At 44.0% G+C, this 25,545-nt stretch carries 26 protein-coding genes; 13 read left to right on the top strand and 13 right to left on the bottom strand.

The annotated features are described in order from the left end of the window. Positions 1-149: 149 nt before the first annotated feature. The gene (mtgA, locus tag JKJ11_RS16945) at positions 150-830 is read left to right on the top strand and encodes a monofunctional biosynthetic peptidoglycan transglycosylase (protein ID WP_006069100.1); all 681 of its coding nucleotides are present in this window, start codon (positions 150-152) and stop codon (positions 828-830) included. On the opposite strand, the gene JKJ11_RS16940 is transcribed toward mtgA, so the two are convergent. Next, the gene (locus JKJ11_RS16940) at positions 817-2,037 is read right to left on the bottom strand and encodes a multidrug effflux MFS transporter (RefSeq protein ID WP_252039596.1); all 1,221 of its coding nucleotides are present in this window, start codon (positions 2,035-2,037) and stop codon (positions 817-819) included. The genes mtgA and JKJ11_RS16940 overlap by 14 nt on opposite strands. Before the next feature lie 89 nt (positions 2,038-2,126). Between JKJ11_RS16940 and JKJ11_RS16935 the strand changes: the two genes are divergently transcribed. Further along, positions 2,127-3,017: a LysR family transcriptional regulator gene (locus JKJ11_RS16935; RefSeq protein ID WP_006069102.1), complete on the top strand. Its 891-nt coding sequence runs from the start codon at positions 2,127-2,129 to the stop codon at positions 3,015-3,017. Between the two features lie 68 nt (positions 3,018-3,085). Here the strand turns inward: JKJ11_RS16935 and JKJ11_RS16930 are convergent, their stop codons facing one another. Then, positions 3,086-3,322 carry an HD domain-containing protein gene (locus JKJ11_RS16930; RefSeq protein WP_006069103.1) on the bottom strand — a complete coding sequence of 79 codons (237 nt, stop codon included), beginning with the start codon at positions 3,320-3,322 and terminating at the stop codon, positions 3,086-3,088. 204 nt (positions 3,323-3,526) lie between these two features. Between JKJ11_RS16930 and JKJ11_RS16925 the strand changes: the two genes are divergently transcribed. Continuing rightward, positions 3,527-4,108 carry an FMN-dependent NADH-azoreductase gene (locus tag JKJ11_RS16925; RefSeq protein ID WP_252039595.1) on the top strand — a complete coding sequence of 194 codons (582 nt, stop codon included), beginning with the start codon at positions 3,527-3,529 and terminating at the stop codon, positions 4,106-4,108. 162 nt (positions 4,109-4,270) lie between these two features. Beyond that, the gene (locus JKJ11_RS16920; RefSeq protein WP_038221539.1) at positions 4,271-4,621 is read left to right on the top strand and encodes a hypothetical protein; all 351 of its coding nucleotides are present in this window, start codon (positions 4,271-4,273) and stop codon (positions 4,619-4,621) included. 373 nt (positions 4,622-4,994) lie between these two features. On the opposite strand, the gene JKJ11_RS16915 is transcribed toward JKJ11_RS16920, so the two are convergent. The 3 genes from JKJ11_RS16915 to JKJ11_RS16905 all read right to left on the bottom strand — a co-directional run bounded on the left by JKJ11_RS16915 (position 4,995) and on the right by JKJ11_RS16905 (position 8,668). Next, a complete protein-coding gene (locus JKJ11_RS16915) occupies positions 4,995-6,014 on the bottom strand; it encodes an FAD-binding oxidoreductase (protein WP_252039594.1) in 1,020 nt (339 codons plus the stop codon). A gap of 55 nt (positions 6,015-6,069) precedes the next feature. Then, on the bottom strand, positions 6,070-7,731 hold the full coding sequence (gene hcp, locus JKJ11_RS16910) for a hydroxylamine reductase (protein WP_006069107.1): 1,662 nt from the start codon (positions 7,729-7,731) through the stop codon (positions 6,070-6,072). 196 nt (positions 7,732-7,927) lie between these two features. After that, a complete protein-coding gene (locus JKJ11_RS16905; RefSeq protein WP_006069108.1) occupies positions 7,928-8,668 on the bottom strand; it encodes a FadR/GntR family transcriptional regulator in 741 nt (246 codons plus the stop codon). Positions 8,669-8,888: 220 nt separating this feature from the next. Here JKJ11_RS16905 and JKJ11_RS16900 point away from each other — a divergent pair, with 220 nt between their 5' ends. From JKJ11_RS16900 to JKJ11_RS16865, 8 genes are all read left to right on the top strand, one after another. Continuing rightward, positions 8,889-10,124 carry a M20 family metallo-hydrolase gene (locus JKJ11_RS16900; protein ID WP_096442255.1) on the top strand — a complete coding sequence of 412 codons (1,236 nt, stop codon included), beginning with the start codon at positions 8,889-8,891 and terminating at the stop codon, positions 10,122-10,124. A gap of 46 nt (positions 10,125-10,170) precedes the next feature. Beyond that, a complete protein-coding gene (locus JKJ11_RS16895; RefSeq protein ID WP_006069110.1) occupies positions 10,171-11,562 on the top strand; it encodes a YfcC family protein in 1,392 nt (463 codons plus the stop codon). Between the two features lie 46 nt (positions 11,563-11,608). Continuing rightward, on the top strand, positions 11,609-12,322 hold the full coding sequence (locus tag JKJ11_RS16890; RefSeq protein WP_252039593.1) for a DUF1028 domain-containing protein: 714 nt from the start codon (positions 11,609-11,611) through the stop codon (positions 12,320-12,322). Positions 12,323-12,449: 127 nt separating this feature from the next. Further along, a complete protein-coding gene (locus JKJ11_RS16885) occupies positions 12,450-13,172 on the top strand; it encodes an amino acid ABC transporter ATP-binding protein (protein WP_124941843.1) in 723 nt (240 codons plus the stop codon). Beyond that, entirely contained in the window at positions 13,172-13,966 is a 795-nt protein-coding gene (locus JKJ11_RS16880; RefSeq protein ID WP_006069113.1) for an amino acid ABC transporter permease, read from the top strand. Before JKJ11_RS16885 ends, JKJ11_RS16880 begins: the two co-directional genes overlap by 1 nt. Before the next feature lie 81 nt (positions 13,967-14,047). Next, the gene (locus JKJ11_RS16875) at positions 14,048-14,818 is read left to right on the top strand and encodes a transporter substrate-binding domain-containing protein (RefSeq protein ID WP_503061272.1); all 771 of its coding nucleotides are present in this window, start codon (positions 14,048-14,050) and stop codon (positions 14,816-14,818) included. 8 nt (positions 14,819-14,826) lie between these two features. Next, on the top strand, positions 14,827-15,729 hold the full coding sequence (locus tag JKJ11_RS16870; RefSeq protein WP_252040005.1) for an amino acid ABC transporter permease: 903 nt from the start codon (positions 14,827-14,829) through the stop codon (positions 15,727-15,729). A gap of 467 nt (positions 15,730-16,196) precedes the next feature. After that, the gene (locus tag JKJ11_RS16865) at positions 16,197-17,219 is read left to right on the top strand and encodes a porin (RefSeq protein ID WP_252039591.1); all 1,023 of its coding nucleotides are present in this window, start codon (positions 16,197-16,199) and stop codon (positions 17,217-17,219) included. A gap of 127 nt (positions 17,220-17,346) precedes the next feature. On the opposite strand, the gene cyoE is transcribed toward JKJ11_RS16865, so the two are convergent. Genes cyoE through JKJ11_RS16845 form a run of 4 tightly spaced genes read right to left on the bottom strand, consistent with a single transcriptional unit; the run spans position 17,347 to position 20,816 of the window. Beyond that, positions 17,347-18,249: a heme o synthase gene (gene cyoE / locus JKJ11_RS16860; RefSeq protein ID WP_038221602.1), complete on the bottom strand. Its 903-nt coding sequence runs from the start codon at positions 18,247-18,249 to the stop codon at positions 17,347-17,349. Between the two features lie 11 nt (positions 18,250-18,260). Beyond that, a complete protein-coding gene (locus tag JKJ11_RS16855) occupies positions 18,261-19,427 on the bottom strand; it encodes a COX15/CtaA family protein (protein ID WP_252039590.1) in 1,167 nt (388 codons plus the stop codon). 46 nt (positions 19,428-19,473) lie between these two features. Then, positions 19,474-20,046: a redox-active disulfide-containing membrane protein gene (locus tag JKJ11_RS16850; RefSeq protein ID WP_252039589.1), complete on the bottom strand. Its 573-nt coding sequence runs from the start codon at positions 20,044-20,046 to the stop codon at positions 19,474-19,476. Between the two features lie 8 nt (positions 20,047-20,054). Next, positions 20,055-20,816 (bottom strand): SURF1 family protein, encoded by a 762-nt coding sequence (locus JKJ11_RS16845; RefSeq protein WP_252039588.1) that lies wholly within the window; start codon positions 20,814-20,816, stop codon positions 20,055-20,057. A 13-nt stretch (positions 20,817-20,829) separates the two neighbouring features. Between JKJ11_RS16845 and JKJ11_RS16840 the strand changes: the two genes are divergently transcribed. Beyond that, a complete protein-coding gene (locus tag JKJ11_RS16840; RefSeq protein WP_081411502.1) occupies positions 20,830-21,054 on the top strand; it encodes a DUF2909 family protein in 225 nt (74 codons plus the stop codon). 21 nt (positions 21,055-21,075) lie between these two features. On the opposite strand, the gene JKJ11_RS16835 is transcribed toward JKJ11_RS16840, so the two are convergent. The 4 genes from JKJ11_RS16835 to coxB are packed head-to-tail and all read right to left on the bottom strand — an operon-like array spanning position 21,076 to position 25,385. Continuing rightward, positions 21,076-21,957: a cytochrome c oxidase subunit 3 gene (locus JKJ11_RS16835; RefSeq protein WP_252039587.1), complete on the bottom strand. Its 882-nt coding sequence runs from the start codon at positions 21,955-21,957 to the stop codon at positions 21,076-21,078. After that, positions 21,950-22,558, bottom strand: a complete 609-nt coding sequence (locus JKJ11_RS16830) for a cytochrome c oxidase assembly protein (protein ID WP_006069123.1) — start codon at positions 22,556-22,558, stop codon at positions 21,950-21,952. Before JKJ11_RS16830 ends, JKJ11_RS16835 begins: the two co-directional genes overlap by 8 nt. An 11-nt stretch (positions 22,559-22,569) precedes the next feature. After that, positions 22,570-24,198 carry a cytochrome c oxidase subunit I gene (gene ctaD / locus JKJ11_RS16825; protein ID WP_373455203.1) on the bottom strand — a complete coding sequence of 543 codons (1,629 nt, stop codon included), beginning with the start codon at positions 24,196-24,198 and terminating at the stop codon, positions 22,570-22,572. Positions 24,199-24,212: 14 nt separating this feature from the next. Beyond that, entirely contained in the window at positions 24,213-25,385 is a 1,173-nt protein-coding gene (gene coxB, locus JKJ11_RS16820; RefSeq protein ID WP_198558716.1) for a cytochrome c oxidase subunit II, read from the bottom strand. Between the last annotated feature and the right edge of the window lie 160 nt (positions 25,386-25,545).

Below are 25,545 nucleotides of genomic sequence, written 5' to 3'. Positions count from 1 at the left end.
TCGAGTAAGATTTTGTATTTTGACGACAATTTTCATCATTAGTTCACCCTATAACGCACTCATCAATAGATCAATTCCTTCACAGCATGTTTTGCACCTAAAGCAAATAGAATCTACACTGTTGCCATATCGAGTCGAGTAATAACTTAATGAATCCTATGATAAAGAAGCTGCTCATCAATCTAATTTTGATATTAGTCGGCGTTCCGATTCTGTTAGTCGTATTCCTTAAGTTTCTTAATCCGCCAATTTGGGGATGGAAAGTAGCTCGTACCCTATTTCCACCGGAAGGTTATCCAACACAAACCCACCACACATGGGTCCCTCTATCTCAGATAAACCCTAACATGCCGCTCGCAGTAATTGCGTCAGAAGATCAGAATTTCCCTAATCATATTGGTGTGGATTTTGGAGCCCTTATAAGTGTTTTGGCAGAGAGTGGTAGCCCGTCTCGCGGCGCGAGTACCATTACTCAACAAACCGCAAAAAACGTGTTGTTATTTCCAAGCCAAACTTACATTCGAAAAGCTTATGAACTCTATATTGCATTACTGCTCGAGCTCATTTGGGGTAAAGAGCGCATTATGGAAGTGTATTTGAACGTTATCGAATTTGGCCCGGGTATTTATGGTGTAGAAGCAGCCAGTCAATATTACTTTGGTATCAGTGCCAACAGATTAAGTAAAGTCCAAGCAGCTCAACTCGCAGTAGTGCTGCCCAACCCTTATCGAATTAAGCCGACACCTATGTCAGATTACGTTAACAAGCGGACACTCTGGGTAGTAAGTCAGATGAATAACCTAGGATATAATTCAATTAACTATCAATAGTGTCCATTTGTTTCGTTCCACTAGCGTAGCGTCTGATTTGGCTCATTAGAAGAACGGCTGCCATCAGCAACGCAGATGCAATATAGAAACTTCCCAGAGTCATTTGGCTAGTTACCCAGCGTTCAACCAAATACCCACCAAATACACCAGCTATCACCATTTGAATTGAGCCGGATAACGCCGACACTGCACCCGCGTTTTCTTTATGAGGACCAAGTAACAAAGCAATGGAAATCGGAAACGACAACCCTTGAGCAACAGTGAGCCAAGTAAAAGCGAACACAAGGTTAAATACCGTCATCTCAGTCATTAACAACCACAAACCCGATAACGACATAATGGTAATGGCGAGGAACAAAATCCAGTTGTTAGAAAAATACCGATTGAGGATATTGAGCGATACGCTTCCCATCATAAGACCTGCTGATGGGATAATCATTACCGTTCCATATTCTGCCGCAGTTAAACCAAGCTGATGCTGCATTAAGAATGGGAATAAACTTAAAGAGACAACTGCACCTAGGTAACTGATCCAGTTGTAACTTGCGCTGCCAATCACTTGAGGGTTAACAATTAACTTTGAATAGCCATGGATCACTTCTGTCACTTTGAATTTACGAGGCTTATAAGGCAAGGTTTCCGGCAAGATGAACCAGCCAAGCGTGAAGATAGCGACCAAATATACCAAGACGAAAACAAACACTGCTTCCCAGCTTAAGTGAAATGCAATCCAGCCACCAAAGACAGGGGCCATAATAGGCATAACCGAAGCCGTCACCGAAATATAAGACAGCGCCTTGGTAAGTTGTTTTCCGTCATAGCTATCACGAAGTACACTTCGTCCCAACACGGAAGCACTACCGGCTCCGAGTCCTTGAAGCAATCGACCTACTTCTAACGCGGTAAAGTGTTCATTTAAAGCAATACACAGCAGTGTTCCGACTAGGTAAACTCCTTGACCAAGGATAAACACGGGACGTCGGCCAATAGCATCGGACAAAGGACCATAAAAGAGTTGAGAAAGTCCAAAACCAACCAAAAACAGTGTCACGAGCATCTGAACATCCGCATGTCCAATCGATAGGGCTTCGCTAATAAGTGGAAGTGAAGGTAAGTAAATGCTCACGCCTACTTGACCCGTTGCGATGATCATCATCGCGAGCAACATAGGTGTTTTATTAAAAGATTTATTGTGTTTTCTATTCATACACACATTCTATATTGCGTATGAATCATTGATAATACACTATAAAGGAAACAGAATACGTCCTAACAGGAAACAATCTCGGAGCGCATATGGATTGGATATCGTGTATTAATACTTACATTCGTGTCGTCGAAGAAGGCAGTTTCAATGGTGCAGCCAGAAGACTTAATACTACTAGTTCAGCCATCAGCAAACGCGTCCACTGGCTTGAAGAACGTATCGGTGTCCAACTTCTAAAAAGAACCACTCGCTCTGTCACCCAAACAGAAGCAGGTGCGCTTTTCTATCAACGCTCAAAAGATTCTCTTGATAGGTTTCAGTCCATCATTGACGAGACTCGCTCGGTCAATGAAACACCGGCAGGATTGTTAAAAATAGGCGCAACCATCGCCGTCGGCTCCAAATTTCTGGTTCAGTATTTAAACGACTTTCTGACGCAATATCCTGACATTCGAATTCAGCTGACCACTACAATTCCCGGTCAGCTTCCAGATACCAACCTAGATGTATTTATTAGTCGCGAGCTCGAAACACTCAATAGTCTTAGTATGAGACAAACTTCATTATTTGAGCAGCGAATCGGCTTTTATGCTGCGCCTTCCTACATCAGAGAGTTTGGCGCTCCTCAATCTATTGACGAGCTCAAGCAACATAACATCCTTATTTGGGGTGAGCGTCCACAACGAGAATACAAGATATCCAAAACACAACGTGTCATGCTGTCAGGAAACTTTGCGACCACTAACCCAGAAGCATTGTTTTATGCCGCTAAAAATGGGATGGGGGTATTAATCAGTAACGACGTTATGATCAAAGAAGACGTCAAGTCTGGCGCTTTAGTTAGAGTTCTGCCCGAGATCCAAGCTTTGGATTCTACCGTCTACGCCTATTACCCTAAACTGGATTATGAGCATACGAGAACCAAACTATTTTTGGACTATATCAAAATGCGTTTGGCTCAGTCGAACGAGGAAGGGTAAAGCAATGGAAAAATCGTAAGCACTACCCTGCTCTATATCAATAAAAAGAAAGCAAGCTCCATTTTGGTTCAAGATGCGCGAGTAAAGTGCATCTTTGTTTTTTTCAGAGTCCTATCTAGTACGCCGATGGCCAAAGACAAACAGAAGAAGAACCAAACGAGTTGACCAGCAATAACTAACCAACTGTTTTTCCATTCAGATGCTGTGTAAACAATGAGTTGCATCCCGAAAAAATAAGCCATGATGCTCAAGAAAACCAAGGCAATAAACCCGAACACCATCAACAATGTTATCCATTTAGGCATAATTAAACTCCAATAAGTAATGAAAAATCCAAATATTCCTTATTGTCCTGCATAAATAGATCCACTTTAATTGTGGTTAATTTCTTGTTCAGTTATTTCGAACTTCTCTCTCAAATTTAGTGACTTTTCAGACACGCTTCGTCTGATTAAACTGGACGCATTGTTTAGGAAGCGAAGGTGACTTCCCCATAAAAGGATAACGATATGTCGAAAACTCTTGTTCTAAAGTCCAGCATTCTAGGTGATTACTCTCAATCAAATCAGATCATTGATCAAGTTATTGAAGGTAAATCCGAAGTGATCATTCGTGACCTAGCCACTAATCCAGTACCAGTATTGAACATGGAAGTGGCAACAGCTCTTCGCAGCAATGGCGAAGACTTAACGCCAGAACTTCAGGAGGTTGTCAAACTTTCAGACCACCTCATTGAGGAACTCAAGAGCGCAGACAAAGTGATTATTGCGGCACCGATGTACAACTTCATGATTCCAACCCAGCTTAAGAACTATTTTGATCTTATCGCCCGTGCTGGCGTAACGTTCACCTACACTGACACCGGACCTGTTGGTCTTATCCAAGGGAAAGAAGTGGTGGTATTGACTACTCGTGGTGGCATTCACAAAGATACACCTCGCAACAGTATGAATGATTATCTTGCTACGATTTTAGGCTTCCTTGGTATGACGGATGTGGAATTCATTTATGCCGAAGCGCTAAACATGGGTGATGAACCTGCCGCAGAAAGCCATGCATCTGCACTAGAATCTCTGAGCGCATTAGTCTAACCGTTCTTGGTGAGTCAATAGAGCAAATACAACGCGAATTGTACTCACCGCTTTTGTTTCTCGCACTCCTTCCCCTTGCTTCCATACAAACCTATGACACTTCTCCACAGATATAACTATACGCCTGTGCAATAATTTATTTATCAATGAATTGGAGGAGCCGTGTTGGTCGTTTTTTTCTGCTTTTGTCTAAGCGCGTACTACTTAGTCGCCTTTCCGGGGGGTGTTCACGCCTACCGCAAAGGGGCGTTGAGTTGGGGAGATGCGTTTTTGCCTCTAATGGTCTTCGCTGCTTGGTCTGTACTGGCAGTGTTTGGCGTAGGTGCACAGAGCTTGGGAAACTTGATAGAGGTTATCTTGCTGCTCATTGCAGCCGTTTGTATTTTCTATATTCGACTGATTTACGTTCACAGATATCCGAGTAACCGCCTGCATTCGCTCTATATGATGTATCTGATTATCACTGTGGTAGTTATTCTAACCCGTATTTTCTTTCCGCATATGATGGAATAGCACTGAGGATAGTATTAATCATTATTAATACTCTTAGAAACGACGTTCTAACAGCCATTCGTTATGGTAACTCATCACTTATTTCATATTGATTTACCATGAAACGTCTTTTCGCTCTTGCTATCGCCATACTCGCTGCCTATGCCTTATTGAGTCCCAGTCATTATGTGACCAACCCTTGTCCTCAATCTCACTTTGAGCCCACTTCAAAGTCATTTGATGATGTTCACTTCCAGCAGTTGATCAAGCAAGCACAATCTTGTTCGTCTTGCTCAAAAAGTCACACCTAGAATTGATATAAAACCCCGTAAAAAAAGGGCGCTCGAACTAGTCGATACGCCCTCCCAAAACAGTGCAAATTATCAACAATCCGTCAGTTCAAGCTCACTTCTACATCCGATTTAATGGTACTGGAACAAGCCAGCACAAATCCATTAGCTTTCTCTTCTTCAGTCAACGTTTCATAGCTGGTAGAGTCTACTTGGCCAACTTTCACCTTACATTTGCATGAACCACAAATACCACTGCGGCAAGCTGCAATAACCGGCACGCCTCCCTTCTCTAAGGCATCAATTAACAAGGTTCCCTTATCAGCATCAAGCTCAACGCCAAAGTCAGGCACCGCTACTTTTACAACGCCCTCTTCCATGTCTACCGTAACATCAGTCGGCGTAAAACTTTCTTGATGGAACTCAGACATATCAAAATTGGCTTGCTCTAGGGAAGATTTGACTACCTCCATAAAGCCCGTTGGACCACACAAATAAACGGTGCGTTCATGAAAGTCAGGAATTAACGACGTTAGCCATTCAAGATTTATCAAACCTTGCGGAAAGTCTGTGCCAGAATTGTCTTCAAGCAACATTTTTAGTGCGAAGTTATCGACCGTTTGGTTAAGCTCAACCAACCTATCAAAGTAAATTGCATCTTGTTTGCTCTTCGCAAGATGGAGAAATTCGATATTGACATCTGCACCGTCCACAAGCCATTGATCGACCATGGACATGACAGGTGTGATACCACATCCCGCGCTGATCATTAGGACTTTGTTTTTGGGCTGACAGTCAATATTATTGAAATGACCAAGCGGTGCTAACGCTTCTACCTGAGCACCAACTTCAAGCTGCTCAACAATATGGTTTGATACCAAACCGCCTGCGACGCGCTTCACTGTGAATTTAAGCGTTTTACTCCCCGGTACTGAACTAATTGAATAAGCTCGATACGCCCTACTGCCGTTAATATCAAAGCCAAGCGATGAGAATTGACCCGGTTTGAATTGAAATTCAGTCTCGCCGGACTTTGAAGCAAGTTCAAACGATACCGAATCTGGTGTTTCAAACCACTTATTAGTACATGTCAGCTCTATCGTATCTGATTGGGACCATGCCATTACATCATTCCTCTGAGTAAGAAATGGCGTCTTAAACGCCATTTCTAGTACTTTTTTACGCTGCCAAAATCGTCTTTAAGTCGTTTTCTACGGTAGAAATACCGCGCATATCAAACTTCTCTTGTAGGATGCTAAGCAGGTTATCTGTAAGGAATGCAGGAGCCGTTGGGCCGGTATAGATGCCTTTAACGCCTAAAGCAAAGAGTGTCAGCAAAATGACAATCGCTTTTTGCTCAAACCAAGATAGGACGAGAGTCAGTGGCAATTCGTTAATGCCACAATCAAACTCATCAGCAAGCGCTAATGCCAATTGGATAGCAGAGTAAGCGTCATTGCACTGACCCACATCCAATAGGCGAGGAATACCATTGATGTCACCAAACTGGTTTTTGTTGAAGCGGAACTTGCCACACGCCAGCGTCAGAATAACACTATCTTCCGGAGCTTGAGCTGTAAAATCGCTGTAGTAACTACGCTCTGCCTTGTCGCCATCACAACCACCAACCAAGAAGAAATGCTTGATTGCGCCCGCTTTCACCTGTTCGACGACTGCTGGTGCTGCTTGCATTAGCGCATTGCGACCAAACCCAACCGTGATCATGTGTTCAATTTCGTCGTGCTGGAAGCCGTCTTGTGCAAGTGCACATTCAATCACTTGACTGAAATCGTCCCCTTCAATGTGCGCCACACCTGGCCAACCTACAATGCTGCGCGTGAACAGACGGTCCGCGTATTGACCGACATTAGGATTCAACAGGCAGTTAGACGTCATTACAATCGCACCAGGGAAGTTGGCAAACTCTTTTTGCTGGTTCTGCCATGCGCTGCCATAGTTACCAACTAAATGAGGGTACTTCTTAAGCTCTGGATAAGCGTGAGCTGGGAGCATCTCACCATTAGTGTAGACGTTAATGCCTTTTCCTTCTGTTTGTTGAAGGATTTTCTCTAAGTCATGAAGGTCGTGACCAGACACTAGAATGCAGTGGCCTTTTACCGTTTTAACGTTAACTTGAGTCGGCTCAGGGTGACCGAAGGTTTCCGTTTCACCTTTATCTAGCATTTCCATGATCTTGTAATTCATAAGACCAATTTGCATCGAGGTATTCAGTAATGGCTCCAAATCGACAGGATCAGTACCTAACCAAGCCATAATTTGGTGATACTCACCATAGACCGCTTCATCTTTTTGAGAGAGTACACGAGCATGCTCAAGGTAGGCGGCTGCACCTTTAAGACCATAAAGACAGAGTAAACGAAGGCCAATCACGTCTTCATGTAGACTATCGTGACCACGGTTTACCGCTGCAGTTGGAGCAAATTCTAATAGCGCTTGTTTTGTAGTTGGTAAGTCAAACTGAGCTGCAGGAGAAAGTTCATCAATCGCGATACCTTGTACTAGAGAGGCAGCTTGAACTTGTTCTTGAAGACGCGCTTTATATGTTGCAGCCAGATTGGCGAGCTCGATGATGCGTTCAGGGTCGAAGTTAACGTTAGTTAGCGTAGAAAAGAATGCTCTAGGCGCCCATTGGTCGATTTCTTGGTCTACGATACCAAATTTACGACCCTGATCGGCCCAGAATGAAACCCCTTGAAGGGTATACACTAATACGTCTTGTAGGTCAGAAACTTCAGACGTTTTGCCACACATACCTTGAGTATAAGAACACCCTTTAGCAACAGGGGTTTGAATAGTTTGTTCGCATTGAATACAGAACATAATGAGGACTCCAGTATTTTAATTCGTGCCTTGGTACTTTGCCAAAGCTGATTATTCCTGAAGTCTCTATAGCATAACGTGTGCCAATTTTTATCTTATTGTAATTAAAGACTTTTAACACAAAAATCACAATTAAAACAGTCATTTAGACCTAGACCACGATCACAACATTAAAACACACCTGAGTCATTATGACCTAAATTACATCAAGAAAACGATTCTCCATTTCAACTTCTTGAAGTTTCATTAGTTTCAACGCGGTTTTCATATGTTTCTGCATGACTTTATACGCCATTTCAGAATCACCAACTCTCAATGCCTCAATTAATGAAAGTTGGCTATCTATACCTGTGCGCCAGAGATCGTAATTTTCTGGCTCATATAGCTTCTTGTAGATTGTCATATCTGACAACATTTGAGCAGTAAAACGGATAACCAGTTTTAGTAACTCATTGGAGGAAAAACTTGCCAAAATACGATGGAATTCAATCGACGCTAAGTGATGCTCTCGCTCTTCATAAATATCACGAGGAGGCTCAGCATACAATTTGGTTTGGTCCTTTAGCTCTTTGAGCTGATTCGACGTTAGTTTACCCGCTAAACTGGCGGCAAGTTGGGGCTCTAATGCGAGACGTAGCTGATACAAATCTTCAATTGAAGTCTCCTTGAAGAATAGATAATTACTCAGCAACATTTGCGCTTTTTCTTCAGAGACTTCGGAAACGAAGACACCACCTTTGGGACCCGTTTTTGTCTGCAATAGCCCCTGAGCGTCTAATAGTCGCATCGATTCGCGCACTGTGCTTTTTGAGGCGTCAAACATTTCCATCACTTCCACTTCATTAGGAAGTCTATCTCCTGGCTGAAGCTTCTGTTCCACAATCCATTTTTTAATCGCTGACGCTACGTTTTCGGTTCGTCGTTTTTTGACGGTCAAAAGACACCTCTATTTTTACTCGATTTCAATGTCTACGGTAACTGAAACTCCCTGTCGGGTGAAGCAGTTACCTTAAAACACAAGGTTATCAGCTCTCAATATCGTTACAAATCATACTCACAAAAGCGACGACATCGATTGCATTTATCATGATAAATAGTGTATTTTGCCAATTTATCATGATAAATAAGTAAACGCAGCATCAAAAACGAGAATAAATATGACCATTGCATCCACTTCATCACTAGCTTGGGATTGGCTTGAGCAACTAGCAAAATGTTCTGAGACAACCAACCCTGATGTAGAAGGCGTAACCCGTCTTTGTGCCACAAAAGAACATAAAGAGGCCATCAATCTACTTAAGCAATACATGATGGAGTCAGGCATGTCAGTGAGAATGGACAATGCCGCCAACCTAATTGGCCGATACGCCAGCGCGGAATCAAACGCAAAGACTCTCATCTTTGGTTCACATCAAGACACCGTTCCTAATGGTGGTAAGTACGATGGAATTTTGGGAGTCGTTGCCCCACTCGCTCTCGTTCACCACCTGAACCAGCAAGATATTCAACTTCCGTACAACATTGATGTCATCGCCTTTAGTGATGAAGAAGGCACTCGCTTTCAATCAACACTACTCGGCTCGAAAGCCATTTCCGGTATTTTCGACCCTGCAATGCTCGACGCTAAGGATCCACAAGGGGTATCGCTGCAAGACGCACTTCACGACTTTGGTTGTGAGACACAGCAAATAGAAAATGATGCCTACGACGCAGAAGAAGTCATTGGTTTTGTTGAGCTGCACATAGAACAAGGCCCACAGCTTGAAGCCGAACAACTGCCAGTCGGTGTTGTATCCGCTATCACTGGGATAGAAAGACATACCATAACCATTCATGGCAAAGCGGGACATGCTGGTACTGTTCCAATGCACAACCGCCAAGACTCTCTTGTCGGCGCTGCAAGTGTAATCAGCACTTTTGATGCCCTGTGTAAAAGTGATAGAGATCTCGTTGGCGTGATAGGAAAAATAGAAAACTACCCTAACGGCGTGAACGTCATCCCACAGAAAACGCATATTACCGTTGAACTTCGCTCTCCTATTGATGAGAAGCGCCGTAAAGCAAGAGCGACATTTTTAGCGTCTATTCAGCAACAACTTAACGCACTCAATCTCAGTTACGACCATACTCAGACCTATGAGCAACAAGCCGTTCAATGTTCAAAGGCCCTGTCAGATAAGCTAACTCAAGCTATCGAAACCTGTGGTATTAAACCGAAAACCTTATTCAGTGGAGCTGGTCACGATGGCCTCGCGGTCAGCTCTCTAACCGACATCGCAATGCTGTTCATGCGATGCACTGATGGCGTAAGTCATCATCCTGACGAAGCGATTACTCAGGAAGACTTACAAGCATCTTTACAAGTACTAAAAGAATTCTGCCTAGCGATATAAAAACGTAAAGAATCAACCTAGAATCAAACTATGGAGAATATTGGACATGGAAATGACCAATCAGATTGACACAACATCGAAACGCCCCTGGTACAAGTCAATGCCAGACCCTATGGTCTTAATTTTTGGCATTTTGGTGGCAACTTACTTGCTCACATTTATCGTTCCAGCAGGCGTATTTGAAAGGGCCGTTGTTGATGGAAAAACAACGGTAGTTCCTGAGTCGTTTACGTATCTTCAAGATGCACCATCGGTGCATTTCTTTGATATTTTCGTCGCCATTCCGAAAGGTTTGATTAGTGCAGCACCTTACCTGTTCATTGTGTTTATCGCTGGTGGGTTGTTCCATATTCTGCAACGTTCCGGAGCATTAGAAAATGCTATTGGTGTCGCAGTAAATCGCGTAGGAGTAGAAAACCGTAACCTAATAATCACTATTGGTACGTTTATTTATGGTTTCTTCGGTGTTGCGGTTGGTTTTGAAAATAACATTGCGTTGGTCCCAGTCGCTGTTTTGATTTCCGCGGCGGTCGGTTATTCAAGCCTAGTAGGTACCGTAATGGCAGTGGGTGGTATCGGTGTCGGTTTTGCTTTGTCACCTATTAACCCATATACCGTAGGTGTTGCTCAAGGTATTGCAGAACTGCCTACTTTCTCTGGCGCTGGCCTGCGTACCGCTCTTGTTATCGCCTCGCTGGCTCTTCTTTCACTCTTTATCTGCAAGAAAGTCACCAAAATGGACTTTGTAGAACAAGATGACTCCGCCGGGCTTAAGAAAGATCTTAGCGAATACTCGATGAATCGAGAGAACAAGCTCACGCTTGCTGCTTTTGTTGCAGGCCTTGGTGTGATGCTTTATGGTGTTTTCGCCAATGGTTGGTACATCAATGAGATTGCAGGTTTATTCCTGCTCATGGCGATTGTTATCGGTATCATCAACAAAATGAATGCTAACCAAATCGTCAAGGAAATGATGGTTGGTGCATCAGGTGTAACCGCAGGTGCCTTGGTAATCGGTGTCGCGGCATCCATTCAGGTGATTCTGGATCAAGCACAGATCATCGACACTATCGTTAATGCACTTAGCTCTCTAATCCAAGATATGCCAATTGCGATCTCTGCGATCGTAGCCAGTGTCGTGCAAGGTATTATCAACTTGTTTGTTCCATCAGGTTCAGGACAAGCAATGGTAACTATGCCGATTCTAATTCCTGTTGCTGATTTGGTAGGAATGAGTCGTCAGCTGATGATTACTGCATTCCAAGTTGGCGATGGTTTAACCAACCTAATTGTTCCAACATCGGGCGGTACTTTAGCTATGCTGGCATTGGGACGAGTTTCTTACGAGCAATGGCTTAAAGCCATTATGCCATTCATGCTTATGGTATACGGACTAAGCTGGGTCGCACTATTCATTGGCCAATTAATCGGCTACTAACTTCAATTATAAGTGGAGGCACTGCGCCTCCCATTTCCAGAAGACTATGACAATATCTCTATTACATTTTAATCCATTAACCGGAACCTCAGCGTCCATTACTGCGACAGGAGGTCCTTGCGTTGGCGGATATGTCAATCATTCTTGGCGCTCCGTTGGTGCATGTGCTACCCAAGGGTTATTTACCAATCCTTGGTATGCAGACTTTGCCAAAAACAAATTACAGCAAGGTACTTCCGCCAGAGATATTATCAACGAACTGACTGCGTTAGACTCAAGACATAGTCAACGACAATGTCTTGTTATGGACCAAAACGGAGCATCCGCTGCGTTAAATGGCAGCGACAATATTGCCTACATTGGCCACCTTAGCTATCCAACTATTGCAGTGGCAGGCAATATGTTAGAGGGACATCAAGTCTTAGAGCAGTTCAGTCGAGTATTTATTGAACAAACGGCCATAAACTCCCAAGCGGTATTGGAGCACATTGAGGCCCCTCAATATAAACCAGACTATGAAGCAACTTTGCCCGATGCGCTTATTAGCGCTTTAGAAGCGGCCTTATCAGCGGGTGGAGACAAACGAGGTACAGTTTCTGCTTCATTGCGTATTGAATTTGCGCATTTCGCACCGATCGACATCCGCATAGATTGGGCAAAGGCCGACCTTATCGAAGAGCTTCGCTTTGTTCTGGCTAAAGTACGAGAAAGCAGCTTTCAAGCGTTTTTATCTGAGCTCCCTCGACAAGTAGACCATTAAATCTTCTGGTGTCAGAAGTGTGACATCACTTCTGACACACTTATTATTCAACTAACTTCTCAAGCGCTTGTTATAGCTTAACGATATTGCTAATGTAGACGCATATAACAAAAACAATGGGTTCCAAGTGAACGCTGTCAGCTTTAACAACGTCGATAAATGGTTTGGGGAATTCCAAGCTCTCTCAGCAATTAACCTCGAAGTCCTCCAAGGTGAAATTGTCGTAATCTGCGGCCCTTCAGGCTCAGGAAAGTCCACATTAATCCGCTGCATTAACGGATTAGAGCAATACAATAATGGTGACATCCAAGTATTGGGACAAGCTATCAACTCTAGTGGAATAAAGCCCGGACAAGTTGGTATGGTATTCCAGCACTTCAATTTATTTCCACACCTTACTGTGTTAGAAAATCTCACCCTGTCGCCTATTCGCACACTCAAGCTATCTAAAAAAGAGGCCACATCTCGTGCACTCGAAATGCTTGAGCGCGTGAAAATCGCCGAGCAAGCGAACAAGTACCCTTCTCAACTGTCTGGTGGTCAGCAGCAAAGGGTAGCAATAGCGCGCTCTCTTTGTATGAAGCCTGACATATTGCTGTTCGATGAACCGACTTCAGCGCTCGATCCTGAGATGATCAGTGAAGTGCTCAATGTGATGGTTGAGTTGGCAGAAGAAGGGATGACCATGCTTTGTGTTACTCATGAAATGGGCTTCGCCAAACGTGTGGCAGACAGAGTAATCTTTATGGATGAAGGACAAATTCTAGAATCCGCTCCGCCGAGCCAGATTTTTGATAATCCGCAACACCCTCGAACAAAAGCCTTCTTAGATAAGATCTTAAATCACTGATGATATTAAAGATTATTAAGCCAGTTCTATCGGCATTGATACAGATCGCATTAGTCACTGTCGCGCTTGTTTGGCTGCTCGATAGCGGAGCCCAAGCGATGGGCTATCGCTGGCAATGGGAACGCGTACCCGATTACCTCGCCTTTTATGAAGATGGACAGTGGTGGCCCGCTGAGCTGCTTGAAGGACTTGTCGTAACACTCAAAATCAGTGGACTAGCGCTCGTTTTCACCTTGTTGTTTGGACTCATTACTGCCTTACTTAAAACATCAAACTCAGTCGTTGGTCGTGGCATAGCTCATTGTTATGTCGAAGGGATTCGAAATACACCACTACTTGTTCAAATCTACCTGCTTTACTTTGTGTTTGGTCCAATTATAGGTCTTGATCGTTTTTCTACTGCCGTGTTCGCGCTGGCTTTATTTCAAGGTGCTTATACAGCTGAGATATTGCGAGCAGGCTTAAACAGCATCCCTAAAGGGCAATTCGAAGCCTGCCGCTCAGTAGGCTTGTCGCGATTCTACACCTATTACGATGTGATACTGCCTCAAGTCGTGAGACGCACTGTCCCTCCACTCACCAATGAAATCGTATCGCTAATAAAAAACTCATCCATCGTCAGCGTTATGGCTATTTTCGATTTAACCACAGAGGGTCGCAACATCGTTTCAGAAACGGCCATGCCTTTTGAAATTTGGTTTACCGTGGCTGCTATTTATTTAGTACTAACACTTACGTTATCCGCTTTATCCGCTTGGTTGGAGCATCGCTTAAACCAATCGCAATCAATTTAACTTAAATCGCAATCAAGGAGTCAGACTATGCAAGGAAAACTCAAAAACATAATTAGAGCCATCACTACCGTTGCTATCGGTATGGCGGTGTCTCTAGGTGTCGCTGCCAGTGACACTCCAAACCTCGACAAGATCAATGAACGAGGCACGCTACGCGTTGGTATGTCCACCTTTGTTCCATGGGCTATGCGTGACAAACAAGGTGATTTAATTGGTTTTGAAATCGATGTTGCTAAACGCCTCGCAGAGGACTCAGGCTGGAAAGTAGAATTTGTACCCACTGCCTGGGACGGTATTATTCCAGCTCTATTGGCGCAAAAATTTGATGTGATCATCGGAGGTATGTCGATCACACCAGAGCGTTCTATGAGTGTTCTCTTCACTACACCTTACTCTCATTCAGGGGTTCAAATTGCCGCGAGTAAGAAACTTGCAGAAGGCTTCTCGACCATTGAAGACTTCGATTCTCGTCGAGTTAAGATCGCAGCAAGACGAGGCGCCTATACGGTTCAAGTTGCTCGTGAAACCTTCCCTAAAGCCAAAGTCTTACAATTTGACGATGACGCCCAAGCGTTTCAAGAAGTACTTAACGGTAACGCGCATGCAGTGATCGCATCTAGCCCTAAGCCAGAGCATGAAGCAATTAAACACGCCAATGCCCTGTTTATTCCGTTTAGTGAGCGTTTATCAAAAGGTAACGAAGCATTTGCAGTGCGCTTGGGTGAAGAGGACAAAAAAGCATTCTTTGATCAGTGGATTCAGGCTCGTACCGATGATGGTTGGCTAAAAGACCGCTATGAGTACTGGTTCTCTACTCTTGATTGGCAAGATCAAATCGCTGGCGGACAGTAAATATTATGATGAACACCGACTCAACAAGCCGTAAATATCGCGATAGTGCAATGAAAAAGAAGTGGCGCTTATCCACTTTGGATCTTGTTCTTATTGCCGTGCTGGTTGTACTACTAGCATGGCTCGGCTATCGCTCTTCCATCGGTATTAATTACCATTGGCGATGGTCTCAGGCTTTTGAGTTGGTGTTTACTCCCACTAGTAATGGTGGACTGCCCTACTTCGTTCAAGGCGCTATCTCGACATTGCGCCTTAGTATTTGGGGTATGCTCTTGGCGCTTTCCCTAGGCACTCTACTTGGACTAGCGAAGCACTCAAATATGGTGTTTTTGCGGGTTCCGGCAAATATCTTTATTCAGCTAGTAAGGAATATTCCACCACTCGTATTCATATTTATTTTCTATTTCTTCATTTCCAATCAGCTAATTCCATTACTGGGGTTATCTGAATTACTTCGTGGTAGCAGTAGTGAAATCAGTGGCTGGCAATCCTTCTTATTCGGGCCCCAATCACTGTGGGAGAACTTGCTATCCGGCGTAATATGCATAGGTCTGCTTTCCTCAGCCTATGTCGCTGAAATTGTCAGAGCAGGGCTTAACGCTATACCAAAAGGTCAGTGGGAAGCTGGCCAATCATTAGGTTTGTCTACATGGCATCAATATCGTGATGTTATTGCCCCTCAAGTGCTTACTACTATAAGCCCCGCTTTAGCCGGTCAAGCTATATCCTTAGTCAAAGACACCTCGATTGTTTCACTGATCTCGATACAAGAGATGACATTTGTTGGCACTGAAATCGCTAATTCATCTGGATTGATATTTGAGATCTGGTTAATCGTGGGTCTGTGCTACTTTTTGCTCTGCTTTTCATTATCGCTATTGTTTAAAAAGCTAGAAGTAACCCAGCGCTAACACTGCGCAAACCTAAGCACTACTTTCTGACAGAACATTCAAATTATGGCCGTAATAGTATGTTATGGTCATTTCTTATCCATACTCACATTATTAGTAACCGCCAATTATTTTAACCACGTCATACTTTTAGGTATAAACATTATTATCTAACCATACAGTTTTATATAAACCTAGCGCCTTTATAATACGACATAATATTACATTTAATACATAACATTACCCGAACTTACATAACACCCTCACAAGTACCGACATACCGTAACTCATAGCCTATTTTTAAATATAAATTAATTTATCCATAAAGATCATCATCGGAAATATATTCTATTAGCCATTTACTGAAACTTTAATTCCATTTGTCTGCACTTATAGCTTTGTTAATAATCATTTAGCCTATTTATAGATACGACGAGCCAAGAGCGTATTAATAATAAAACTTATTAGAGACTAAATAGGGATTTAACATGAAGAAAGTTTCTCTTTTAACAGCGGCTATTATTGCAGGTTTATCAGCAACGGCAGCGAATGCAGCTGACGTATATAAAGGTGATAATCTGAACCTAGCAGTGGGCGGTCGAGCTGAAGCGCGTGCTGATTTTGACAACAGTAGCAATGGTAGAGCGGTTACTGACACTAGCCGTGCGCGTGTGAATGTTCTAGCAACAACAGAAATTGCCGACGGCGTTCAAGCTAAAGGTTTCTTTGAAGAAGAGTTTAACCGAGGAAGTATGACCGACGGTAAGGCAAGCGGCGACGGATATGATAACCGCTACCTATATGTTGGCATTGCTGGCGAGAACAACGAACTCCAATATGGTAAAACGGATGGTTCTTTAGGTATCATTACTGATTACACTGATATTCTTGATGCGTTCGGCGGCGAAGCGGGTAACAAAACAGCTACTGCTGACCGTACGACAAACCAATTGTTGTATATCGGTACATTCGGGGATCTTAAAGTTAAAGCTAACGCTAGTGGCGGCGGCAGCGCTGATTCATTCAAGAAATACGGCAATGAACTATCAGGTACAGTAGACCAAGGTTATGGCATCGCAGCACAGTACCAGTTAGGAGACTTGAGCTTTGGTGCTGGTTACGCTTACCAAAAAGACGAAAACGTCAGCGTGACGAAGAATACTAGTAATTTACAAATTTCACCAGATGCAACAAGCCAAAACGTTCTAGTTGGTGCGGGTTATCAGCTAAATGACCTATATCTTGGTGGTTTATATACTCAAGGTAAACTGCTAGACCAAGACTATAAAGGTTTTGAAGTAGCATCTAAATACGACCTAACAGACCGTATTCGTCTTGCAGCTGCGTTCCAACAAGTTAAGTTCGATATCGCTGACGAAACAGACCAAAACATCGCGGCAAGCGTACACTACAAATTTACTAATTACTTCACGACTTACGCAGGTATCTCACAAGACCTTAAAGGCGACAAAGATACAGCAGGACGTGTTGGCGCTATCGTCACGTTCTAATTCTAAACTGCACTTTTGTTAGATGGGATGGATTAACATGACCGAAGATCTTTCCTGGCAGCTAGTTTAAATCCAAACGCCCTATCAGCCATCACCTTGTGATGGCTGTTTTTTTATTATTGAAGAATTAAATTGGTAGGTAGTGGTCCACCAGCAACACTACAAATAAAATCATCAAATGCATAATGGAGAATTTAAAAGTATCCATTGCTGTCTTTTCTGTTGCAGCATACTTTAATTTCCAAGCATAGTAGATAAAACCTGCACTCAAGAAGGTCGAACCGGCCAAATACACCAATCCTGTCATTCCGACTAAGGCGGGTAATAAGCACACTAATGCCAACAAAATGGTATAAAGCAAAATAGAAGTCTTGGTGTATTCAATCCCGTGAGTCACCGGAAGCATAGGAATATCGGCTTTCGCGTAATCATCTTTTCTATGAATCGCCAATGCCCAAAAATGAGGTGGCGTCCATATGAAGATAATCATTACCAGTAACCAAGCATTAGCGTGCAGCTCTCCTGTGACCGCGGTCCAACCTAACAACGGCGGCATCGCACCAGCAATACCTGCGATAACAATATTTTGTGGCGTCGCTCGCTTTAAATACAAGGTGTACACAACAGCGTAGCCAAGCAAGCTAGCGAATGTAAGCCAAGCGGTTAACCAGTTCACCCCCAAAGCTAATATTGCAAAACCTAATACGCCAATACTCAGTGCAAAAGTAAAGACTTTACCAACACTCAAGTCTCCTGATGGCAACGGACGTTTATGGGTTCTAGCCATGACAGCATCAATTCGACGGTCAATTAAATGGTTGAAAGCTGCTGCAGAACCAGCCATTAAAGCTATACCCAACAATCCCAGCACGGTAGCCTGAACAGGCAAGGCTCCCGGTATCGCCAAACACATCCCAACCAAAGCTGTTAAGATCATTAATGCGACCACTTTCGGTTTGGTCAATGTTAAATACACACGCCAGTTGAGTCTTGGTTTAACGACGGAATCCACACGACTTGTCGCCGCCATTGTCAGTTTATTCATAGAGAACTCTCCTTGTCTCCAGATGCTTTCAGTCTCTCAACTTTATTCTCCGACTCAATAACTGTCAGTGTCGGCTTTTCTGATTGAGCGTACCGTATATTCCACATAATATAGTTAGCTTGAATTAGGCTTAATAGAAGTAGCGCAGCGCCCAGATTATGCATAACAGCTATTGGCAAAGGTAAATGGAACACCACATTGCTCACCCCAAGTGCAAGTTGAATCGCTAACAGTCCTAATAACAGTACTGCGACGTTGCGTACCACGCGTTGCTTATGTTTTAGCAAGCTCAGGCCTAATATCCCAACGAGTAAAGTCACCACAATCGCACCAAAACGATGACTCACATGGATGGTCATTCGTGCAGCATAGTCAAGTACGCCAAATTCGTAATTATCAAAGCCAGAATGAACCGGAGTGAAAGCGGTTTTAAAGTCGAGATAGCGCACCCATTCGCCTTCACAAATCGGCAAAGCGGTACACACCACAGCAGCGTAATTTGAAGATACCCAACCGCCGAGTATTATTTGTAAGATGGTTGCGGTAAGAGCCAAGCCAGCCAATATTTTGAGTCGACGACCAATTATCTTTGGCTCACCAGTCACGATATTAGCTTCAACCACTGTTGGCTGAAAGGTCGCACTTACCGCAGATTTAGATTTCGCTTTATTATCCTGCCGCGTTGCTGTCACGTTCGGACGTAGTTTCAAATATGTGAAAAATAGTAAAGAAAACATCGTAAAGCCGCCTATCAGGTGACCCATGACTACAATTGGCATCAACTTAAGCGTCACCGTCCACATTCCCAATGCAGCCTGGAAGACAATCACTAAAGATAACGACAACGGCAAAGCCACCCCTAGTCGTGTACGCTCATATCTTAATGCTAGGTAGGTCATCGCGAACACAACCAGACCCAGAGACCCAGCCAAATAACGGTGTATCATTTCTAGCCAAGCTTTATGAGGCTCCACCGCTCGCTCGGGAAAAAGAGTATTAGCAACGGCAACATCAACGTTATTGCTCGGAACCGTAAGATGGCCATAACAACCTGGCCAGTCCGGACAACCTAAACCAGCATCAGCAAGGCGTGTATAGGCCCCCATTGCGATGACAACAACGGTCAGAACTAACGCCCCTTTCACCAAATCTATCAGTCTCATTGCAACTCCTTATGCCTTCAAAACTGGTGTGCTCAACCTTTCGCTTCTACCCTACTCGCGATAACTTGAGTAACTTTCTTAGATCGGATAACAACCCCTTGCTATGGGCGATTTGTTGCTCCTTGGTTGTGGGTTCAAAAAACATCACGACTTGACCTAACGTGTCGGTAATGACATACCCTTGTGATGGCACTAAAGCCGAGAAAGCATCGTTAACGGTCAACACGGTCACCGAATTCGGTAGTTCAGGCAATACTTGTCCGGTCTGTACATAAACAACAGGTGTCACGCGCTCTTTATACTTTCCAAGCGCTAAGTACGTTTGCCCCATGACGTATAAGCGATTTAAGCATGCATCATCACATGTAGCAGGAAGCATAAAACCAAGCTGCCAACTCTCTCCTTGAAGAGGGTTCACCATTCCTAGTGACTCAAACGTCACACGAGGCTCCAACAGCTGACCATGATTGGTCACGCCAGATTGATACCAATGGTTACTCAGAATTGCCTTCGCGACGATAAACGGCAACGCAAAAAACAGAACCAACGCCAATAGCGTAAGTCGTCCTTTTAACACGGTTTTGGGCTTAAGCGAATGTGTCGTCATCCCTGTGCTCATAAAAGCTCCTAATGTCTTGTTGAATGAGTTTTTCTGGCCCATCGATACACGGCAATACCTACTACGAAGGCAAATACCAACGCCATGGAGAACCACTGAAAAGCGTACCCATAGTGTTTGCTCGAGTTCATAGACAATGGTTTCCAAGGGTGAGCATAAGGCGTTGTTGAATCGATAGGCTGCAACGCCCATGCTTGTAAGGGCTTACCAGTAAGCTCTGCCAATGAACCTATATTTAAGTTCTGAATTCGAAATCTGGTAGAAATCGAAGAGGTAAAATCTTCAGGGTACAGCTCATTACCTAAAGGGCTGTCCATCTTTTGATATAAACGCCCGGTTATCATCAGAGGTTGGGTTAAAGGCTCAACAACAGGCAATGACTGTCTTTGCTCCATTCCTTTAACGAAACCCAGTTCAAGAAGCAAAAATCGTGACTGGTCATCGATAATAAGCTGAAACACCAAATAACCAACTTGTCCTTCAAAGGTCTGATTATCCAAATAAAAAAGCTCTGGCAGAGGTGTGACCTCAGCAAAGACGGTGACACCTATCCAATCAAGATAATCACTGTTCGATTGAGGCGTGTTTGAAAAATGGACAGAACTTAAAGAAACCGGAGGCAGCTTACTTCGCTGAGCCAACATCGACTCCATATGTGATTTGTCGTTACCTCGCTGTTGCTGCCACAAACCTAATTTGACCAAAGTAGAAAACACAACCACAGTTAATACAATGCCGACCCAGAATTTCACCGATTTGAACCAAGCCACGTGAGGAACCTCAATGTCACCGACACTATTGTTTAAGATTGTTTTAGTACTGCTGTTACTTTTCATCATCTTTAACTTAGCGCTTGCCTTAATTCGAATGGTGCGAGACGACCCTAATTCTGATAAACCCATGAGTCACTATCTGGGTCGCCGTGTCTTATTTTCTGCGATCGTTATTATTCTTTTGATCATCGCCCTTCAAAGTGGATTGCTTGCTCCTAACCCCCGTCCTTATTAAATCGGTTCTCTAAAACCTGAGTTAAAGTACATAAACAAAAACAAAGAGGCACAACCAAACCACATCAACAAAGTGCCAGTACCAACTGCCAGCCTGAAACGCGAAATGGTCTTTGGGAGTAAAATGATCTTTAGCGATTCGGAACAAGAGTACAATCAAGAAGATCGTACCTAAACACACATGTAGGCCATGGAATCCAGTCAGCATAAAGAAGGTATTGCCGTATATCCCAGATTGTAAGGTCAGCCCCATATCTTGATATGCATGCGCATATTCAACCGCTTGGTAATAGAGGAAAAACACCGCTAGTACGATAGTAATCTCAAGCCAGACGATAAGCGCCGTTCGTTTGTTTTTCTCCAAACTGACATGCGCCATATGCAGCGTAATCGAAGAAAGCAGCAATATGATCGTGTTCTTCAATGGCAATCCTTGCCATGGCATCGCCTCAGTCGTGTCACCTGCTGGCGTTGTCGTCAAAGGCCAAATTGCTTCAAAACCAGGCCACAGAACTTCGTGAGTCATCACATTGTTGTCTGCCCCGCCAAGCCAAGGGACGGAGATCATTCGTGCATAAAACAACGCCCCAAAAAAAGCGCCGAAGAACATCACTTCAGAAAAAATGAACCAGCTCATCCCTTGACGAAATGAACGCGTAATCTGATCTGAATACAAGCCTGACAATGATTCACTGACAACGTTGCTAAACCAACCTGACAGCATGTACAACAACACGACAAAGCCAAGCGCTAGAGTAACGTTACCAATGACACTACCCGCCCCACCAGTTTCTAAATGTTGAACCGTAAGTCCAGCACCAACCGCCACTAAAAACAGCGCGATTGCCCCCACGATTGGCCAACTACTCTGAGCTGGAACGTAATAAGATTGAGGTTTACTCATAGCTTAACTCCCTGTTAAGTGCGCTTTTGCTACCCTTACTGCGTTCAACGGCATCCTGCACGCTTGCATTGCTTGTGATGTTGTAGAGTGTGTACGACAAAGTCAGTGTGTGAATTGACTCGGGGATATCAGGTTCGATATAGAAAATTAGAGGCATCTCCGCTTCTCCATTAGCATCAAGAGGTTGATGGTTGAAGCAAAAGCACTCAATTTTATTAAAATAAGCAGCGCCAGTGCCCGGAGATACAGATGGCACTGCTTGCCCGATTAAAGATTGCGACGCATTGTTCTTTGCCAAATAAGCAGTTTGAATCACCTCACCGGGATGAACATCAAGGTAGATGGTTTCGGGCTTAAAGGTCCACGGCATATCAGGATTGATGTGCGCCATAAACTCAACACGAATCGTACGCGAGATGTCCGCCCTCATTCCGACGGGTTGCACCGCAGACACCGTATTGGTTTTACCATTGATACCCAATGCTTCACACATAATGTCGTACAACGGAACCAAAGCAAAACCGAACCCAAACATGCCGATAACAGCAACACTAAGCCACGTTACTAACTTTTTATTTGACTTACGGTTTTGCTCGCTCATAAGTCACCTCTCTAATCCACTTTGGGTGGAGTACTAAAGGTGTGATGCGGTGCTGGACTTGGGACTGTCCATTCTAGCCCTTCCGCTCTGTCCCAAGGTTTGGCTTCGGCCTTTTCTCCACCTTTAATGCACTTGATTACTAACCATAAGAAAATCAACTGCGACAAACCAAAGGCAAAACCGCCGATTGAGACGATCTGGTTTACATCCGCAAATTGAATTGCATAGTCAGGAATACGCCTTGGCATGCCCGCTAATCCTAAGAAGTGCATCGGGAAAAACAGCACATTAACCGAAATAACCGAGCACCAAAAATGCCACAAGCTAAGTTTGTGATCGTACATATGTCCTGTCCATTTGGGCAGCCAGTAATAAGCGGCCGCCATAATTGAGAACACAGCACCAGAGACCAATACATAGTGGAAGTGAGCCACGACAAAATAGGTATCGTGATACTGGAAGTCCGCCGGCACGATAGCTAGCATCAACCCAGAAAAACCACCGATGGTAAACAAGACAATGAAGGCGATGGCGAACAGCATGGGCGTTTCGAACGTTAACGCACCGCGCCACATAGTTGCTACCCAATTAAATACTTTCACACCCGTTGGCACAGCAATCAGCATAGTGCAGTACATGAAGAACAACTCTGCGAATACCGGCATCCCTGTAGTAAACATATGGTGCGCCCAAACCAAGAAAGACAACAGTGCGATACTGCACGTCGCATAAACCATAGAGTGGTAGCCAAACAGTTTCTTACCACTAAACGCTGGTACGATTGCAGAGACGATACCGAAAGAAGGTAAAATCATGATGTACACTTCTGGATGGCCAAAGAACCAGAAGATATGTTGGAACATCACAGGGTCGCCGCCACCCGCTGCATCAAAGAAACTGGTTCCAAAATACTTGTCTGTTAACACCATTGTCACAGCACCCGCTAACACTGGCATCACCGCGATAAGCAGGAAGGCTGTAATCAACCAAGTCCAAACAAAGAGTGGCATTTTCATCAACGTCATCCCAGGGGCGCGCATATTGAAAATGGTAACAATGACATTTATTGCCCCCATGATGGAGCTAATCCCCATGATATGTACCGAGAAAACAAACAATGCCGTACTATCGGGACCATAGGTTGTAGAAAGTGGTGCATAGAATGTCCAACCAAAATCAGGTCCACCACCGGGCATGAAGAGAGATGACAATAGAATAAGGAAGGCGAACGGCAGAATCCAAAAGCTTAAGTTATTCATCCGCGGTAATGCCATATCTGGCGCACCGATCATCATAGGGATCATCCAGTTAGCCAACCCAGTAAATGCAGGCATTACTGCACCAAATACCATCACTAAGCCGTGAACTGTGGTCATCTGGTTAAAGAAATTTGGCTCTACAAGCTGTAAGCCCGGTTGGAATAGCTCTGCACGAATGACCATTGCCATTGCGCCGCCAGTAAGAAACATGGCGAAACTAAACCACAGGTACAATGTCCCGATATCTTTATGGTTAGTGGAGTATACCCATCTTGCCCAACCTGAAGGGGCGTGATCATGATGATCGTCTTCAATAACGGCCGTGCTTTCCGCACGACTCATCTCTGCATCCGTCGCTGTTGACGATTTAACTGTTTCCATCGGATCCGTTTTCATCATAACTCCTTGGAGCTGGTTTGCTCCCCATCTTGCGCTTTGAACGCATTGATATCAGAGGCTTGTACTGCATCTCCCGTATCATTACCCCAAGCATTTCGCTGGTACGTCACTACTGCTGCTATTTCTTTGTCTGTCAATTGGTTAGCAAACGACTGCATGGCTGTTCCATTTACCCCATCAACAATTTTGCTGATGTGAATCGACACATCTCCGGTCGTCGCAACTGCACTCCCCGCAATGGCTGGAAAAGCCCCCGTGATACCTTCACCGTTTGCTTGATGGCAGACAGCACAACGACCCGCATACACTTCTTCACCAATTGTCATCAGTTCATCAAGTGGAAGTGTGGCATCAAGAGATTTTGCTGCTTCCGCTGCTGCCAATGCCATTTCTTGTTTCTTTCCTGCTAACCATGCATCGTAATCACTCTGCTCCATGGCTTGAACGACGATCGGCATAAACCCATGAGCTTTACCACACAGTTCGGCACATTGACCACGATAAACACCTGGCTCGTCAATCTTGGTCCATGCCTCATTAATAAAGCCTGGGATTGTGTCTTTCTTGACGGCAAAATCCGGCACCCACCAAGAGTGAATTACGTCATCGGATGTCATTAAGAAGCGGATTTTTTGATTGATGGGTACGACGAGTGGATTGTCTACTTCTAGTAGGTAATGAGCACCTTTTTCTTCAATACCATCTATTTGCTTTTGAGATGTAGCCAACAACGAGAAGAAATTAACATCTTCACCAAAGTACTCGTAGTGCCATTTCCACTGCGAGCCTGTAATTTTGATGGTGATATCGGATTGAGACGTATCTTCCATTGCCACCAAAGTTTTGGTCGCGGGAATCGCCATCGCAATCAATATGATAATCGGAATAACCGTCCAGACAATTTCAACTTTGGTGCTTTCGTGGAAATTAGCGGCGACGGCGCCGCGAGATTTTCTGTGTTTGAAAATGGAGTAGAACATCACTCCGAATACAACAAATGCAATGGCACAACAGATGTAGAAAATCAGCATATGCAAGTCATAAACTTGGTTACTGATATCAGTAACGCCTTTAGTCAAGTTATAGCCGCTCGACTCGGCGATGAGAGGTTGGCTGATTAGCGCAGCAGCCACACCAATCCATAAGCGAATGGTCAGCAATCTCTTCAAAAGATTTCTCCTTTGCCTAGCCACGTTTGTCCTAACGTGGTTCCCCTATGACTTATACCAAGCACGTCTGAAGAGTGATCAAACAATTCAGGATGGTAAAGCCCGCAATCAAAACCCAACTAACTGTGATTCGACGACGTCTAACGAAGACCAACTAGGT

Source organism: Vibrio sp. SCSIO 43133 (assembly GCF_023716845.1).
GTDB classification, from domain to species: domain Bacteria; phylum Pseudomonadota; class Gammaproteobacteria; order Enterobacterales; family Vibrionaceae; genus Vibrio; species Vibrio mediterranei.
This window is presented reverse-complemented; position numbering and strand designations above follow the sequence as displayed.

What these genes read in the sequence shown, in the direction of transcription:
- mtgA (WP_006069100.1), top strand. Translation starts at nt 150, where the DNA reads ATGAATCCTATGATAAAGAAGCTGCTCATCAATCTAATTTTGATATTA.
- JKJ11_RS16940 (WP_252039596.1), bottom strand. Translation starts at nt 2,037, where the DNA reads ATGAATAGAAAACACAATAAATCTTTTAATAAAACACCTATGTTGCTC.
- JKJ11_RS16935 (WP_006069102.1), top strand. Translation starts at nt 2,127, where the DNA reads ATGGATTGGATATCGTGTATTAATACTTACATTCGTGTCGTCGAAGAA.
- JKJ11_RS16930 (WP_006069103.1), bottom strand. Translation starts at nt 3,322, where the DNA reads ATGCCTAAATGGATAACATTGTTGATGGTGTTCGGGTTTATTGCCTTG.
- JKJ11_RS16925 (WP_252039595.1), top strand. Translation starts at nt 3,527, where the DNA reads ATGTCGAAAACTCTTGTTCTAAAGTCCAGCATTCTAGGTGATTACTCT.
- JKJ11_RS16915 (WP_252039594.1), bottom strand. Translation starts at nt 6,014, where the DNA reads ATGGCATGGTCCCAATCAGATACGATAGAGCTGACATGTACTAATAAG.
- hcp (WP_006069107.1), bottom strand. Translation starts at nt 7,731, where the DNA reads ATGTTCTGTATTCAATGCGAACAAACTATTCAAACCCCTGTTGCTAAA.
- JKJ11_RS16900 (WP_096442255.1), top strand. Translation starts at nt 8,889, where the DNA reads ATGACCATTGCATCCACTTCATCACTAGCTTGGGATTGGCTTGAGCAA.
- JKJ11_RS16895 (WP_006069110.1), top strand. Translation starts at nt 10,171, where the DNA reads ATGGAAATGACCAATCAGATTGACACAACATCGAAACGCCCCTGGTAC.
- JKJ11_RS16890 (WP_252039593.1), top strand. Translation starts at nt 11,609, where the DNA reads ATGACAATATCTCTATTACATTTTAATCCATTAACCGGAACCTCAGCG.
- JKJ11_RS16880 (WP_006069113.1), top strand. Translation starts at nt 13,172, where the DNA reads ATGATATTAAAGATTATTAAGCCAGTTCTATCGGCATTGATACAGATC.
- JKJ11_RS16875 (WP_503061272.1), top strand. Translation starts at nt 14,048, where the DNA reads ATGGCGGTGTCTCTAGGTGTCGCTGCCAGTGACACTCCAAACCTCGAC.
- JKJ11_RS16870 (WP_252040005.1), top strand. Translation starts at nt 14,827, where the DNA reads ATGAACACCGACTCAACAAGCCGTAAATATCGCGATAGTGCAATGAAA.
- JKJ11_RS16865 (WP_252039591.1), top strand. Translation starts at nt 16,197, where the DNA reads ATGAAGAAAGTTTCTCTTTTAACAGCGGCTATTATTGCAGGTTTATCA.
- cyoE (WP_038221602.1), bottom strand. Translation starts at nt 18,249, where the DNA reads ATGGCGGCGACAAGTCGTGTGGATTCCGTCGTTAAACCAAGACTCAAC.
- JKJ11_RS16855 (WP_252039590.1), bottom strand. Translation starts at nt 19,427, where the DNA reads ATGAGACTGATAGATTTGGTGAAAGGGGCGTTAGTTCTGACCGTTGTT.
- JKJ11_RS16850 (WP_252039589.1), bottom strand. Translation starts at nt 20,046, where the DNA reads ATGAGCACAGGGATGACGACACATTCGCTTAAGCCCAAAACCGTGTTA.
- JKJ11_RS16840 (WP_081411502.1), top strand. Translation starts at nt 20,830, where the DNA reads ATGTCACCGACACTATTGTTTAAGATTGTTTTAGTACTGCTGTTACTT.
- JKJ11_RS16835 (WP_252039587.1), bottom strand. Translation starts at nt 21,957, where the DNA reads ATGAGTAAACCTCAATCTTATTACGTTCCAGCTCAGAGTAGTTGGCCA.
- JKJ11_RS16830 (WP_006069123.1), bottom strand. Translation starts at nt 22,558, where the DNA reads ATGAGCGAGCAAAACCGTAAGTCAAATAAAAAGTTAGTAACGTGGCTT.
- ctaD (WP_373455203.1), bottom strand. Translation starts at nt 24,198, where the DNA reads ATGGAAACAGTTAAATCGTCAACAGCGACGGATGCAGAGATGAGTCGT.